Annotated in this window: 13 protein-coding genes; 5 read left to right on the top strand and 8 right to left on the bottom strand. The window is 63.3% G+C overall.

Features of this window, described 5'->3' with window-relative positions:
* Positions 1–63: 63 nt before the first annotated feature.
* Positions 64–822: an NYN domain-containing protein gene (locus ISS99_RS13315; RefSeq protein WP_204632079.1), complete on the top strand. Its 759-nt coding sequence runs from the start codon at positions 64–66 to the stop codon at positions 820–822.
* Positions 815–2119: a tRNA lysidine(34) synthetase TilS gene (gene tilS, locus ISS99_RS13310; RefSeq protein ID WP_284343728.1), complete on the top strand. Its 1305-nt coding sequence runs from the start codon at positions 815–817 to the stop codon at positions 2117–2119. The genes ISS99_RS13315 and tilS overlap by 8 nt, the downstream gene beginning before the upstream one ends.
* A gap of 3 nt (positions 2120–2122) precedes the next feature.
* Here tilS and ISS99_RS13305 read toward each other — a convergent pair whose 3' ends face one another.
* The gene (locus tag ISS99_RS13305; protein ID WP_204632077.1) at positions 2123–3415 is read right to left on the bottom strand and encodes an MFS transporter; all 1293 of its coding nucleotides are present in this window, start codon (positions 3413–3415) and stop codon (positions 2123–2125) included.
* 195 nt (positions 3416–3610) lie between these two features.
* Between ISS99_RS13305 and ISS99_RS13300 the strand changes: the two genes are divergently transcribed.
* The gene (locus tag ISS99_RS13300; RefSeq protein WP_204632076.1) at positions 3611–3871 is read left to right on the top strand and encodes an exodeoxyribonuclease VII small subunit; all 261 of its coding nucleotides are present in this window, start codon (positions 3611–3613) and stop codon (positions 3869–3871) included.
* Between the two features lie 109 nt (positions 3872–3980).
* On the opposite strand, the gene ISS99_RS13295 is transcribed toward ISS99_RS13300, so the two are convergent.
* From ISS99_RS13295 to pmbA, 3 genes are all read right to left on the bottom strand, one after another.
* Positions 3981–4352: a DUF4870 domain-containing protein gene (locus tag ISS99_RS13295; RefSeq protein WP_204632075.1), complete on the bottom strand. Its 372-nt coding sequence runs from the start codon at positions 4350–4352 to the stop codon at positions 3981–3983.
* An 84-nt stretch (positions 4353–4436) separates the two neighbouring features.
* Positions 4437–4871: a DUF4870 domain-containing protein gene (locus ISS99_RS13290; protein ID WP_275578165.1), complete on the bottom strand. Its 435-nt coding sequence runs from the start codon at positions 4869–4871 to the stop codon at positions 4437–4439.
* A 100-nt stretch (positions 4872–4971) separates the two neighbouring features.
* Entirely contained in the window at positions 4972–6342 is a 1371-nt protein-coding gene (gene pmbA / locus ISS99_RS13285) for a metalloprotease PmbA (protein WP_204632074.1), read from the bottom strand.
* Positions 6343–6570: 228 nt separating this feature from the next.
* Here pmbA and ISS99_RS13280 point away from each other — a divergent pair, with 228 nt between their 5' ends.
* Together ISS99_RS13280 and yjgA are read left to right on the top strand one after the other, a co-directional pair.
* Positions 6571–6804: a DUF1653 domain-containing protein gene (locus ISS99_RS13280; protein ID WP_204632073.1), complete on the top strand. Its 234-nt coding sequence runs from the start codon at positions 6571–6573 to the stop codon at positions 6802–6804.
* Between the two features lie 13 nt (positions 6805–6817).
* Positions 6818–7342: a ribosome biogenesis factor YjgA gene (gene yjgA, locus ISS99_RS13275; RefSeq protein ID WP_204632072.1), complete on the top strand. Its 525-nt coding sequence runs from the start codon at positions 6818–6820 to the stop codon at positions 7340–7342.
* Here the strand turns inward: yjgA and ISS99_RS13270 are convergent.
* The 4 genes from ISS99_RS13270 to rng all read right to left on the bottom strand — a co-directional run bounded on the left by ISS99_RS13270 (position 7339) and on the right by rng (position 14857).
* Positions 7339–7923 carry a Rossmann-fold NAD(P)-binding domain-containing protein gene (locus ISS99_RS13270; RefSeq protein WP_204632071.1) on the bottom strand — a complete coding sequence of 195 codons (585 nt, stop codon included), beginning with the start codon at positions 7921–7923 and terminating at the stop codon, positions 7339–7341. The genes yjgA and ISS99_RS13270 overlap by 4 nt on opposite strands.
* A gap of 10 nt (positions 7924–7933) precedes the next feature.
* The gene (gene tldD, locus ISS99_RS13265) at positions 7934–9373 is read right to left on the bottom strand and encodes a metalloprotease TldD (protein WP_204632070.1); all 1440 of its coding nucleotides are present in this window, start codon (positions 9371–9373) and stop codon (positions 7934–7936) included.
* Between the two features lie 84 nt (positions 9374–9457).
* A complete protein-coding gene (locus ISS99_RS13260) occupies positions 9458–13342 on the bottom strand; it encodes a YhdP family protein (protein ID WP_239537924.1) in 3885 nt (1294 codons plus the stop codon).
* A gap of 15 nt (positions 13343–13357) precedes the next feature.
* Positions 13358–14857 carry a ribonuclease G gene (rng, locus tag ISS99_RS13255; protein WP_204632069.1) on the bottom strand — a complete coding sequence of 500 codons (1500 nt, stop codon included), beginning with the start codon at positions 14855–14857 and terminating at the stop codon, positions 13358–13360.
* Between the last annotated feature and the right edge of the window lie 23 nt (positions 14858–14880).

Below are 14880 nucleotides of genomic sequence, written 5' to 3'. Positions count from 1 at the left end.
CCCTGGCTAGGGAGAAGAGACCTCCCGCGTTACCATCCTGGCAGCCTCCACGAGCGCCCTGCCATGGCCAACGATCAAGCCACCAAACTCGCCGTGTTGATCGATGCGGATAACGCGCAGCCAGCCATCGCCGAAGGCTTGCTGGCCGAAGTGGCCAAGTACGGCACGGCGCACGTCAAACGCGCCTATGGCGACTGGACCAGCAATCACCTGAAAGGCTGGAAAGATCAGCTGCTGACGCAATCGATCCAGCCGATCCAGCAGTTCGGCTACACCAGCGGCAAGAACGCCACCGATTCGGCCATGATCATCGACGCCATGGACCTGCTCTATGCCGGCCGCTTCGATGGTTTCTGCATCGTCTCCAGCGACAGCGACTTCACGCGCCTGGCCGCGCGTATCCGCGAATCGGGCCTGATTGTCTATGGCTTTGGCGAGCGCAAGACACCGGAGCCTTTCGTCGCCGCCTGCGACAAATTCATCTATACCGAAATTCTCGGTGCCAAGCCCGACGAAGAACAGCCGCTCAAGCCGCGCACCACGGCGCAGCTGAAGCAGGACAGCGGCCTGATCAACCTGCTGCGCAACGCTATCGACGCGGCGTCCGACGACGATGACGACGGCTGGGCGGGACTGGGCGGCGTCGGCTCCATCATCACCAAGCAGCGCCCCAACTTCGATTCGCGCAGCTACGGCTACGGCAAGCTGAGCGAATTGATCGATGCCATCAAACTGTTCGAGCTGGATCGCCGCAGCCCCGGCGACGGCCGCCCCAAGGCTATTTACGTGCGCAACAAGAAAAAGCCGGTGGCGCGTGAGTAGCGGCCGTTCTTTGCTCGATACCCTCCACGAGGCGTTGGCCGCCCATCCCATCGGACCGTTGTGCGTGGCCTACAGCGGCGGGCCGGATTCCACGGCGCTACTGCACGCACTCGCCAGCATGCCCCAGGCGCGCGCACGCGGCCTGCGCGCCATCCACGTGGATCATGTCCTGCATCCGGAGAGCGCCCGCTGGGCGGCTCATTGCCGGGCTTTCAGCGCCACCCTGGGCCTGACCTGCGATATTCATGCCGCCCAGGTGGATCGTCATGGCGGCATGGGCCTGGAAGCCGCGGCAAGGCATGCTCGCTATAGCCTTTTTGCCCGGCATCTGCACGTCGGCGAGCGCTTGTTGCTTGGTCACCACCAGGACGATCAGGTCGAAACCATTCTGTTGAAACTGCTGCGCGGAGCGGGCCCGGAAGGATTGGGCGGCATGCGCGCGGAACGTGCCTTGGGCGGCGGGACACTGTGGCGCCCGTTGCTGGCCTTGCCACGCCAGGCGCTGGGCGATTACGTGCGCGCCCACGCATTGCCATCCATCCACGATCCCTCAAACGACGACACCCGGCTGGCGCGCAATCACCTGCGCAATGACGTGTTGCCACTGCTGAAAACGCACTGGCCCCACGCCACGGCATCCATCACCCACAGTGCCTCGTTGTGCCGCGCCGCCTCGGATGCTTTAGCGCAAAACTGGCTGGGCGAACTCGACAGTTTGCGCGACGAGGCCACCAACAGTCTCGCCGCTGGCGCCTGGCTCGCCCTGGCTCCAGCCTTGCGCGATCCACTGTTGTCACACTGGCTGCACACCCAGGGCCTGCCAGCACCCACCACGGCACAACGCCGGCAGATCGAGCGACAGTGCGCGGCACGGGAGGGACAGTTACCGCTCATCCGTTGGCCCGGCGCCGAACTCTACGTGTGGAAAAACAGACTATGGGCCATGGCGCCACGCCGCCACACAACCTGGCCAGAAGGATTGAGCTGGCAAGGCGAGCCGCTGACGCTACCTGATGGTGGCCGGCTCACGCTTGAACCCGCTGCCGCACGGTTGCCTGCACCCTTGCGCGTGAGTACGCGCAGCGGCGGAGAACGAATCAGGCCGGCCGGCGATCGCCACACCCGCGATCTTCGTTCGCTGTTCCAGACCGGAGCCGTGCCGCCGTGGCAACGCGATGCCTGCCCGCTGCTGTATGAAGGCGACGAGCTGATTGCAGTCGCCGACCGTTGGTTGAGCGCTCGCGCGCAAGAGCTGTTCAGCGCGTGCGGGGGCCGTCCGCGCTGGCACCCCACGTAAGCATCAAGACTCCTGCCCGGTCTCGCTCTTCAGCCCTTGGGGCGCTACCAGCACGGCACCATTCACCCGACGGTTGACGAAATACATCAACACAAACGACATCAAGGTGGTGCACACCAGTACGTCGCCCAGCACGTCGAAATGAAGCAACTGGCCGTCGTCCAGTTGTTTCACGATCAGGCCGCCGATCATCGCCGCAAATCCCCCCGAAACCTGTTGCAGGGAGGAGCTGATCGACATGTAGGCACCACGATCGGCAGGCTTGGGCAGGGCCGACATCAAGGCCTGCGACGAGATCATGCGCGAGAAAATGCCGATCTGCAGCAACGCGCTGATGGTGATCAAAGTCCACAAGGCCACGTGCGACAACCGCGTGTAGATCAGCACCATTGCGATAGTCATCGCACAGCCAAAAGCGAACACGCGAAACTTGCCGAATGTGTCGCTGGCACGCCCGATCAGCGGCCCCATGATCGCCGATACCGTTCCGGTCACCAGATAGACAAACGACAGCTGGTCCACCGAAATGCCCACGTTGTTCACCACGAACAACGTTGAGTACGGCATCAGCAGGAAGCCGCCCAGCGTCAGCATGGCAGTGGTGACAAAACCAACCAGATAGGTGCGCGTGGTAAGAACCTGGCGCAAGTGATGCACGGGACTGCGATCCGGATGCAGCGCCAGATGTGCATTGACCGGGCGCAGCCGACCCAGGATCGATCCACCGACCAGCGCGCACACCACAACGATCATGAAAAACGGCGCATTCCATCCCCAGCGGCTGGACAACACCAGGCTGATCGGCAAACCGAACACCGTGCTGGCCGCGAATGCCGTCTGGATGAAGCCCATGACGCGCCCGCGCATGGAAAGCGGAAACAGATCGGTGACGATGGCCATCGATGCCGCACCCACCACACCCGCGAACATGCCCGTCACCATGCGCGCCAGCAGCAGCGTGAGGTAGGTGTGGGCGAGTGCGCAGCACAACGTACCGACCATGAAGCCGGTGTAAAAAAACAGCAGCAGCTTTTTCCGGTCAAAGCGATCGGCAAATCCGGCGGAAAGAATGCCGGACACGCCCGCGCTGAAAGCGTAGGCCGACACCACGTCGCCAAATTGCGCAGGCGTGATTTTCAAAGCCGGAATCACGATGGCCCCCAGCGGCGCCAGCAGCATGAAATCCAGCACGATGGTGAATTGCAGAAAGGCCAGCACGCCCACCACGAATTTCTGATAGGCGGAAAACCCCGTGCCGCCCGATTCGGCGGCATGCAAGTTCGAAGATTGACTCACGAGGACTCCAGCAGTGAACCGCATCCGGCGGTCCGCACGGGTTTTGGGGATTGTCGCAAGATATAATTTAGATATATCGAAATCAAGCCTGCCAAAGGTCATGCCCGCCCAACGGGCGGCTTCCATTTGCGCCGCGCCACAAGGCGCGCTTGCGGCGATTGATTCCGTCTCTGCGCTGCGTTAGCGTTCCCCGCCATGGTCAAGAAACCCGCTCCCGCCCCTGCTGAAACCGCCCCGGCCGCCGATTTCGAGCATTCGCTCGACGAGCTGGAGCAACTGGTAGCTCGCATGGAAGGCGGCGACATGAGCCTCGATGAATCGCTCAGTGCCTTCGAACGCGGCATCGGGCTGTACCGTCATTGCCAGCAGGCGCTGGACCAGGCGGAATTGCGCGTACGCCTGCTGCTTGACCCCGAAGCCCCCGATTCCGCCGAACCGTTCCAGCCGGAAGCCTGAGCAAAACGCACTCCGCTAGCTGGCTGCCGGCACCAAACCTCTGCGCGTTGCAAAAGCGAAGCCCGCACGAGTGCGCGCCGCGCCAGGTTTCAAGCCGTGCGACTGCGGCTCAATTCACCAACCTCAAGGTGAATGGGTAGCGATAATGCCCATCCGCGCTGACCTTTGCCGCGGCGATCACGCAGAAGATCAAATTAGCCACCCACACGATCGCCATCAACAGGAATCCGATCAGGATCACCTGCAAGATCCCGCTGACCACCCAGGCAATCAGCATGGTGATCTGGAAGTTCAAGGCTTCCTTGGCTTCGCCGGTCAAATAAGACTTCTCGGGCCGGTCCTTGTGCATCAACCAGACGACCAGCGGCATGATCACGTACAGCACGAAACCGGACAGATGCGTGAGCATGGCCAGGTTGCGGTCGTTGCTCGATACAACCGGCTCGGATGGCGGCGCGGCCTGATCGGAAGGGGTGCTCATAAAGCCTGCTCCTTGCGTGACCGCATCTCGCTTTGCCACGCTCAGTGATTCGTCGACTCAAATGGGCGCTACATCGCAAGCCCGTTATTTGATCAGCCTCAACGTAAACGGATAGCGATAGCGCACACCGTCGTTCGCCTTCACGGCTGCCACGATGGTAAGCACCAGCCAGCCAACGCCGATCACCACCCACATCGGAATGGCGATGATCAGCCCTATGCCGAAGGTGATCGCCGATAGCAACGCCAAAGCCAGCGTGGCGATGGCAACGCTGATATTGAAGTTCAGGGCTTCCTTCGCCTGATCGGCCACGAAAGGCATGCCGTCCTTCTTGATCAGCCAGACGACCAGCGGACCCACGAAGCATCCCCAGCCTGCACCGTGGGACGAAGTAATCAACGCTCCAAGCAGAGCCGAGAGGTGGGCGATCATGGCCCAGGTACGCTCCTGGGCGGGAATGTCGCTGGCGCTCGATGAATCGCTCGGCGGCGGTACGACGGACTCGGGCGGAACGCTCATAAGCAACTCCTTCAAGTCGTGCAGGTCCCGGCGTTGCGCCGGTCGGAATCATCCTAACAGGGCGCAGCCGATCGTGCTGCGCCCTTCGTGCAGGGGATGTTTATTCCCCCGCGACCGTCATCTTGTCGAGCAGGATCGAACCGGTCAGCAAATGCGAGCGCGGATCGACGTCGCCCCCTACGGCCCGGATGCCCGCAAGCATGTCCCGGAGATTGGCCGCGATGGTAATTTCCTCCACCGGGTAGGCTATTTCTCCGTTTTCCACCCAGAAGCCGGCAGCGCCGCGCGAATAGTCGCCGGTGATGACGTTCACGCCCTGCCCCATCGCTTCGGTGACCAGCAAACCGGTGCCCAGCAGCTTGAGCATCCCCGAAAAATCGTGCGGCGTTCCGCCATCGGCGTGCCCCGGCTCGACCACCAGATTGTGAATGCCGCCAGCGTTGCCGGTGGTCGGCAGCCCGAGCTTGCGCGCCGAATAGCTGCCCAGGACATAACGTGCCAGCACACCGTTTTCGATCAACGCACTGTCGCGCGTGGCCACGCCTTCGGCGTCGAACGCACCCGAGCCGTGCCCGCGCAGCAGATGCGGACGCTCAACGATGTTCAGCCAACCCGGCATGATCTGCTTGCCGGCATGGTCGAGTAGAAAACTGGCACGCCGATACAGCGAGCCGCCGCTGACCGCACCGATCAGGTGGCCGATCAAACCGCGGGCGATATCCGGCGAAAACAGCACCGGGCATTGCCGCGTAGACAGGCGTCGCGCGCCCAGCCTGGCAAGAGTTCGCTGCGCCGCTTTGTCGCCGAGTGTCTGCGCACTGATGAAATCATCGGCGCTACGAACGGTGTCGTACCAGTAATCGCGCTGCATGCCGGCTTCGTCGCCGGCAATCAGCGACAGCGACAACGAATGCCGCGTACCGCGCTCGCGCCCTACGAAGCCGTGTGAATTGGCGTATACCGAAAGGCTCTCGCCCACCTGCACGCTGGCTCCGTCGGAATTGGTAATGCCTGCGTGCGCGCGGCCGACCTGCTCAATCCGCTGGCCCAGGGCAATGGCTTCGCCGGTATCGATGGCCCATGGGTGCCACAGATCGTATTCCGGCAGTTGCGTGGCCATGAGCGACGCATCGGCCAGGCCCGAGGCAGGGTCTTCTTCGGTATAGCGTGCGATCGCACAGGCCTGGTCCAGGGTCGCCTGGATCGAATCGGCGTTCAGGTCGGCCGTGCTGGCCGAGCCCTTCCGCTGCCCGAAATATACCGTCAAGCCGAAACCGCGATCGCGGGTGTGTTCGACCGTCTCCACGTCACCCAGTCGCACGTTGACGTTGAGGCCGGTATCGACGTTGGCCGACACTTCGGCCTGACTGGCGCCCGCCGCACGAGCCCGGCGGATCACGTCCTGGGCCAGTTCGGCCAATCGCTCGAGTTCGCGCCGGCTGGCGTCCTGGCTGATCGCAACTTCGCTCACGTAGGTTTCCTGAGGGTCTGGCAGGTACAATAAACCGACATGGGGCCTCCTCAGTCCATTGCCAATGCAGCAGCAGGCGGTTGAGGGCGGCACACCACGAACCAGGCAGTCAAATGCCCATTCATCGGAGCCAAGGCCTGGCCATGGCCTGTCTTGGCGCGTTGAGCAGAGCGCACGAGTGCTCCCTCGACGTCCCGTTAACCCTGAAGGTTGCCATAGGAGTGGCGGATGTCCATAGCCACCGGAATCTACCGCCACTACAAAGGCCAGAACTATCGCGTGCTGGGTACGGCCCGCCACAGCGAAACGATGGAAGAGCTGGTCGTCTACCAGGCTCTCTACGGCGATTTCGGCCTGTGGGTGCGCCCTGCCGCGATGTTCGCCGAGTCGGTGGAACTGGAGGGCGAACCGATCCCGCGCTTTGCGCTGATCGAGGCCCAGCCTGGCGACATTTGCTCTTGAACCGGACCACACCGTGAACCGCAATTACACCGACGATCCCGAACACGACTACGGCCCCACCCGCACCCAGCAGCGACGCGACGCGCTGGCCGTGCTGGCGTTCGCCATCCAGCTGTCGGAGCTGCCGCAGACCAAGCTGGCCCGCGCCGGCCTGCCGGACGACGTGCTGCGCGAACTCGACAATCTGCGCCGCATCACCTCCCACATCGCGCGCAAGCGGCAACTGGGCTTTCTCGCCAAGGTCATGCGCCGTCACGAGGACGAAGCATTCGAGACGGCCAAGGCACTGCTTGGCGAAAATCGCGATCAACAGCGCAAGGAAACCGCCGCCATGCATCGGCTGGAATCCATGCGCGACAAGTTGCTGGACAACGATGACGCCTTGCAGGAATTGATCGATCAACATCCAGACGTCGATCGCCAACACCTGCGCTCGCTGGTCCGCCAGGCGCGCCTGGAGCGCGACGGCAACAAGTCGCCGCGTGCTTACCGCGAACTGTTCCAGTTGCTCAAGCAGCTCACCACGAGTGCTGGCTAGGGCCTCGCTTCCCAGGGTTCGACCACGCCCACCACGTGCTTGGGTGCACCCGCAGACACGGCCTGGATCGTGCCCTGGGCAATCTCGTCGTCGCATAGCCAGCGCGAGCCGCGCTCGTCGCAGATGAAGCCGAGCACGATCTGGTGATAAGAAAGCCCCGGCAGCGCGTCGTAGTGCATGCGACGCCGCAGCAATGAAGCCGCGGGGCTGGCGCTGGCACTGCCCAGTACGTGAAAGAACCGCAACGTGCTTCCGTAGGAAGCAAGTTGGGCAGCCAGCGCTTGTGCCGCATGCTCGGCGTGAATCCACGCAAGCACGACGTCCGGCGCACCGGCAGCCTCCACGCGGATGCGAATCGCCTCGCTGAACGCTTGTGCCGATCGATAATCGACCGCCGTCGTGGCGACATCCAGGTGGGCCGGAAGACTTTGCCGCAACGACGAGAGCGATGCCTGCGTGCGCGCAAGCAAGGACGTGGTTTGCGTACGTGCCGCGATAAAGCGCGAAGCACCGGCAAGCATGCCGGTGCCGCCGACGATCAGAGCGTGCCGCCATCCCATCGAGACAGGCGCTGCATGCATGGCATCGTACTCAGGAGGCGGTGCCGCCAACGGTCATGCCTTCCACCCGCAGCGTCGGCTGGCCTACGCCGACCGGTACGCTTTGCCCATCCTTGCCGCAAACGCCCACGCCTTCGTCCAGTTCGAGATCGTTGCCGATCATCGATACGTGCGTCAGCACGTCCGGGCCGCTGCCGATCAGGGTGGCGCCTTTGACTGGCGCGGTGATCTTGCCGTCTTCGATCAGATAGGCCTCGCTCGCTGAAAAGACGAATTTGCCATTGGTGATGTCGACCTGGCCGCCGCCGAAATTCACGGCATAAAGACCCTTCTTCACCGAACGGATGATCTCTTGCGGATCGTGCTGGCCGGCCAGCATGTAGGTATTGGTCATGCGCGGCATCGGCAATTGCGCGAAGGATTCGCGGCGGCCGTTGCCGGTGGGTGCCATGCCCATCAAGCGGGCATTGAGTTTGTCCTGCATGTAGCCCTTCAGAATGCCGTCCTCGATCAAGGTGGTGCATTCGGTGGGCGTACCTTCGTCATCCACGCTGAGCGAACCGCGGCGGCCCGGCAGCGTGCCGTCGTCCACCACCGTGACGCCGGGGGCAGCAACGCGCTGGCCGATGCGTCCGGCGAAAGCGGAACTGCCCTTGCGGTTGAAATCGCCTTCCAGCCCGTGGCCGATCGCTTCGTGCAGCAACACCCCCGGCCAACCCGGACCGAGCACTACCGTCATGGTGCCGGCAGGCGCATCCACGGCATCCAGATTCACCAGCGCCTGGCGTACCGCTTCGTCGGCAAACGCCATGGCGCGACCGTTTTCCAACAGTTCGCGATAGCCGTAACGGCCACCGCCACCTGCGTAACCCTGCTCGCGACGACCGTTGTGCTCGACGATGACCTGCACGTTTACCCGCACCAGCGGGCGTACATCGGCTGCCAGGGTGCCATCCGAGGCGGCTATCAGCACGGTATCGAGGGTGGCATTCAAACTGACGATGACTTGCTTGACGCGCGGATCGCGCGAGCGCGCATAGGCATCCACTTCACGCAGCACGGCGATCTTGTCGGCATTGGGCAGACTGTCCACCGGGTCGATGGCAGGGTAAAGCGCCTTGGCGCCATGCAGCGCCAGCGGCTTGCCCGCCCCCGTACCGCCCTGGGCGATGGCGCGGGCCGCGCGGGACGCATCCAGCAACTGCGGCAGCACGATTTCGTCGGAATAGGCGAAACCGGTCTTCTCGCCGCTGATGGCGCGCACCCCGACGCCTTGCTCGATGGAATGGCTGCCGTCTTTCACGATGCCCTCTTCCAGCACCCAGGATTCGCTGCGCGAGTGCTGGAAATAAAGATCCGCGGCGTCGATGCCAGGACCCATCAGCTGGGAGAACACGCGATCAAGGTCACCCGTAGCCAGGCCGCCGGGGCTGAGCAGGCGACTCTCGGCCTGTGCGATCAAAGAATTCATGCAATGGCTACCGTCATAGTGCGCTGGAATAGACAAACGTGTGGGCAGATCCTGGAGCTTAAAGAGGCGCGCGACAAGCCCGCCTCAATGGGCCGCCGAAGTGGCTGCCGCCGGAGCGACGGACGCGGCCTGGGCCGGCCCCGCACTGGAACTGGCCGACGCCGGCACGGAGGCCCCATTGCCGCCCCCCGAGGTAATGACCGGTTTATCCCAGGTCCCGCCAACGTGATAACGCTGCGTGGCCACGTGGCTGAGTCCTTTGCCCAGCACGCCCTGCACCGCCAGACCGGCTGCCGCGCCGATCGGGCCGCCGATCACCGCGCCGACGATCGGCAGACTGCTGCCGACGTGCGGCAGCACGACGACTTGCTGATCGTAGTCTTTGGCACGCAGGCCGGTGCGGCCGGTGATGGTTATTTCCGCGGCGGGCCCGTGGATTTTCAGGTTGTTGGTCACCGCATTGCCGTCTTTCAACTTGAAATCGCCGGTGATCGCATCGAAACCGAAGCCGTTGCCGAACACATCGCCGAAATCCAGCGACAGGCGGCGGGGAAATTCGGCAACGGAGGCGAGGCCGAACAGGCGTCCGGTGACACCTGGCGATACTTTGGGAATGCGCCCGTGGGTGACATCCACTTTCAAGCCGCCATCCATGTTGCCCAGCTCGAACGACCAGGGGCCGCCCGGCCAGGTGGCATTGAGCTCGGCACGCGTCTTGCCGCCTTCGAAGAACCCTTCGTAGCCAAACGCTTTGAGCATGTCACCGAGATTGTCGGCGCCGAAATCCACGCGCAGATGCGTGCTGCTGTTGGCAGGCGATCCGTTCCAATCGCCGGTCCCGTTGATCTGCACGCTTCGGGACTGAGTCGACAGCTCGTCGATGTGCATGCCGTTCGCCTCCGGCCACGTCTCCAGGCGCGCCTCGCCCAGCCTGGCATCGTCCAGACGCAGGTCGTGCACCCAGATGTGCAGCGGCGGCATGCTCGAAGGGTCGATGCCGGTGTTGGCAGGATCCTGCAACGGCACCGGTGCGGCGCCTGGTTTCTTGGGTAGCGCCGTCGGCTCCTTCGGCCAATACATCCGCTGCAGGCGCGCGGTGATACCGCGCTTGCCCAGATCCTTGGTCGGCACGCTGAAATGGCCCGCCGCGGATTTGCTGTCGACGTCGAGTTCCAGCGTGTCGGCCTTGGGCGTGGCGAGGATGTGCATCTGGTCGAAATCGCGGCCGAACATCTCTGCATGCTCGGTGCTTACGTCGATGGTTTCCAAGGCCATGCCGTTGCTTCCCGAGCTGCCCGCAATGGATTGCTTCACCCAACCCGATACGTCCAGCTCCGGCGCGTCGCCGCGAATGCGCATGCCTTGAACGGGAAGGCTGTCAGGCATCTGATCGCCGAAAGCGAAGGTAGCCGCCAGCGGCACCTGATCGCCGGCAGGCAGACGCAAGCGTCCGCGCATCACCGATCCCAGCGCGACTTGCAGCGTGCTGCCGGCGGTAGGCACGTTCATCGTCACGTGCAGCGGCAAGCTGCTTTCCGGCGACTTGTTCAACGGCACAGGGAAATTCAAGCCGATGCCGGACATCGGCGAATCGATGCTGAGCGTCTGCACGTCGGCGTCGCCGCCCGTGGCGCGCGCAATCTGGTAGCCGATGGTGAACTGGCCGCGCCCATCGGCGACATCGCCCAGCCACTTCAATTGCGGGTATCCCTGCAGCAGTTCCGGCACGGTGTAGCTGCCGTTCACCGTTGCGGCGAAGACGGTATTCGGATCGCCGGTGGCCTGTGCGATGGCCATATCCATCTGCGAGGGTTCGCCGCGGAATCCCCCGCTAAGCGGACCGGCGTGGAATCCGTGTCCGTCGAACGTGGCCGGTCCGTTGAGCTTGCTCAATTGCAGGTTCCACTCCGGCGCACTCACATCCACGTCGGCCAGCTGTGCATTTCCGTCGAGCAGAAAGCTATGCTGCATATCGTGCATCGGCAGCGACAGATGGAAATCGAAACTGCCGGTACCGCCGAGTTGCAGCTTGGCCAGCACATCCGCCTGCTTGCTGGCGATGGGGCTCTTGCTGATGAAGTTGATCAAATCCGACGCATTGCCGTTGCCGCTGACGTTGAGATCGAGCGTGGTGTGCGCCAGTTCGGGAATCACCGCTACGGCGTTGCTCACCTTCACGCCCAGCGAATCCCCTGCGCTTGCCTGCACCAGCATGCCGGCATCGATGAAGTTGGCCACCGCCTGGATGTGCTCGGCCACCGGCCAGCTCTTGCCGTAACTGAGCGACAGATCGTCGATCTGCGCGCGCGCTTCGAAACGGCCTTCGTTGTGGTGAAACGGCCAATCGGCAAGGTTGCCGCGAATGAGTATGGCCGCATCGTCGATCCTGCCGGCGACGAAAGCCTGATCCAGCCAGGCGATGGCCGGCGGCGGCATGGAACTGACCGGCCAGAACAGTTTGGCGGCAGACATGTCTGCATGCGTCAGGTCGGCGTAGACATCCAGGAACGGCCGCCCTCCATCGTTGGGCAATTGAATCTCGCCTTGCGCATTGCCGCCGTAGCCTTGCCCTTCGAAATCCAGGTCGGCGATGCCGATGTGGGTGGCGTCCTCGTCGTGCCAGAACGCCAGGTCACCCGCGAGCTGACTCAGCACGAACGGTTGGCGGAAGGTGTGTGCGAAATTGATCGAGGCTGCCTGAGCCGGCAACTCCAGCGCTATCGCTTCAGCATCGCCTCGCACTTCGCCATGCAGTTGATCCATGCCCGGCAACTTGCCTACCGAGGCGATGCCCAAATGATCGAAACTGGCATCCAGCCACTGCAACCCGGTGCCCGCATTCCAATGCACGGTGGCCTGCTGCACCAGGCCGTGCGGTTGGCCCGTGGCGAGCCACTGCGCGAGGCCTGGCGACAAGCCCGGCTTCAATCCCAGCCAGGGCGCCAGCGGCGCGAGTTGCAGATTGCTCGCCCTCACGTCGAGTTTTGCCTGCGGCGTTCCGAACTGATCTAACTCGGCCACCAGCGCGCTGCCGTCATCGCCGGCCCAGCGAACGGCATAACCGTTGTCGTGGCCGGAAAGCTCGGCGATTCCGCTCCACACCGATACGCCCGCCTTGACACCGGCAGGATTGGTGACGGCCAGATCCTGCAGATCGAACTGAAACAGGTCGCGCACGATCTTGCCCTGTCGCCAATCCAACCAGGCCGCAAGATTGCCGCTGCCACTGTTCACGGTGTAGCCGCCCAGATCGACGCCGATCAGCATCCCATGCAGATCGGCGTGCTGAGTGGCCAGCCAGAACTGGCCGCTGGAGCCGTCGTCGCGGAACCTTCCGGCCGCTTGCAGCTCGCCGGCGGCACCGAGCCGGTGCAGACGCGCGCCTACGCGCACGTGGCCGCTTTGATGAGTAATGCGCAGTTGGTCGGCGACCAGTGTGTACTGCTGGTTCAAACGCGTATCGTTGATGTCGACGCGCAGATCGTCCAGCCACAATTCGACTGACAGACGTCCAAAAGACACGTTCTGGCGCTGCGAACCGCCCGCCACGCCAAAACCGTTGACGTGCCAGCCGCCGTCCGCATCGCGACTCAGATCGAGCTCGAGACCGCGCGTCTCCAGATTCAGCAGATGCCGCGAAGGGAACAGCCAACCGCCGAAATCCAGCTTGAGATCCACCTCGGGCACGCGAAGCGGGCTGCTGCCGTCTTCTTGCGCCGCGGAGAAATCGCGCATGATGAAACGCGGGCCGGACGGCTCCCAGCGCCCCTCCAGCGAGGTGAAGCTGACTTGGCGTTGCAGTGCGTTGCTCAACTCCTTCGCCACCCATTGCGGATGCTTGGCCAGCAACGGCAGCAACACCTGCGCCAGCGCCGCCGAGAGAGCGAGCGCAATGACCAGCACGCCCGCGGTCCAGCCGAGCCCGCGCGCGATGCGATGCAGCCACGATGAGCGCCGAGCGCTTACCAAGCGCCGGCGCTCGTTTTAAAGAAGGACGACATCGAACTGTTCCTGCGAGTAATGTTCCTCGGCCTGAAAGCGTATGCTTTTGGAGATGAACTCTTCCAGTTCAGCTACGGCCGTGGATTCTTCTTCAAGGATGCGTCCGACCACTTTGGGACTGGCCATCACCAGCAGTTTCTGCGCGTTGAACTGACGCACCGCACGGGTGATTTCGCGGAAGATTTCGTAGGTGACCGTCTCGGCGGTTTTCACCGTGCCGCGCCCCATGCACGCGGGACACGGCTCGCACAGCTGGCGTTCCAGGCTTTCGGTCGTGCGCTTGCGCGTCATCTCCACCAGCCCCAGTTGCGACATCGGATAGACGGTGGTCTTGGCGTGGTCGCGGCTAAGCCCTTTCTCAAGCATGCGGATGACCTGGCGCTTGTGCTCCTCGTCGGTCATGTCGATGAAGTCGATGATGATGATGCCGCCGAGATTGCGCAGGCGAAGCTGACGCGACGCCGCCTGGGCAGCTTCCAGGTTGGTTCGGTAAACCGTCTCTTCCAGGTTGCGCGTGCCGAGGTAGCCGCCGGTGTTCACGTCGATGGTCGTCATCGCCTCGGTCTGATCGACGATCAGATAGCCGCCGGATTTCAGCGGCACTTCCTTGCGCAGCGCGCGCTGGATTTCGTCTTCCACGCCGTAAAGGTCGAAAATCGGCCGCTCACCGGCATAGTGCTCTACGCGATCGTCCAGGCTCGGCATGAACTTGTGCACGAACTTGGCGACCTTCTCGAAGGTCTCGCGCGAATCCACGCGCACTTTTTCGATGTCGTCGTTGAGCAGGTCGCGCAGCGCCCGCAGCGGCAGCGAAAGCTCTTCGTAGACGCGCTCGCCCACCTTGGCCTTGGCGATGTTTTCCTGCACCACGCGCCAGACCTTGCCCAGGTAGGTGACGTCGAAGGCCAGCGATTCGGCCGACTGGCCTTCGGCATTGGTGCGCACGATGTAGCCGAGCCGGGCATTGCCGGGCACGTCTTCGCCAATCAGCGGGGTCAGCACGTCTTTCAGGCGCTGGCGTTCGATCTCGTCCTCGATGCGCGTGGAAATGCCCAGGGTGCGGGCGTGCGGCAGCAGCACCAGGTAGCGCGAGGGGATCGACAGATGCGTGGAAAGCCGGGCGCCTTTGGTGCCGATCGGATCTTTCACTACCTGCACCACGATTTCCTGCCCCTCGTGCACCAGTTCGCTGATCGAGGGTACGTGGCCATTGCCGCCGCCCGCCGAGGGCACTTCGGCCGCCTCCGGCAAGGGCGGGCGAACAATGTCCGAGGCGTGCAGGAAAGCCGCCCGCTCCAGGCCGATGTCCACGAAGACGGCCTGCATGCCGGGCATCACACGCTGGACGCGTCCCTTGTAGACATTGCCCACGTAACCGCGCCGGGAGGTCCGCTCCACGTGCAGTTCCTGCAGCATGCCGTTCTCCACCACGCCGACTCGAGTCTCGCGCGGGGTCACATTGATCAGGATTTCTTCGCTCACCGACTTCCCCAAAGTTCCGGGGA

Origin of the sequence: Dyella mobilis (genome assembly GCF_016904945.1) — a bacterium.
Lineage (GTDB): Bacteria > Pseudomonadota > Gammaproteobacteria > Xanthomonadales > Rhodanobacteraceae > Dyella_B > Dyella_B mobilis.
This window is presented reverse-complemented; position numbering and strand designations above follow the sequence as displayed.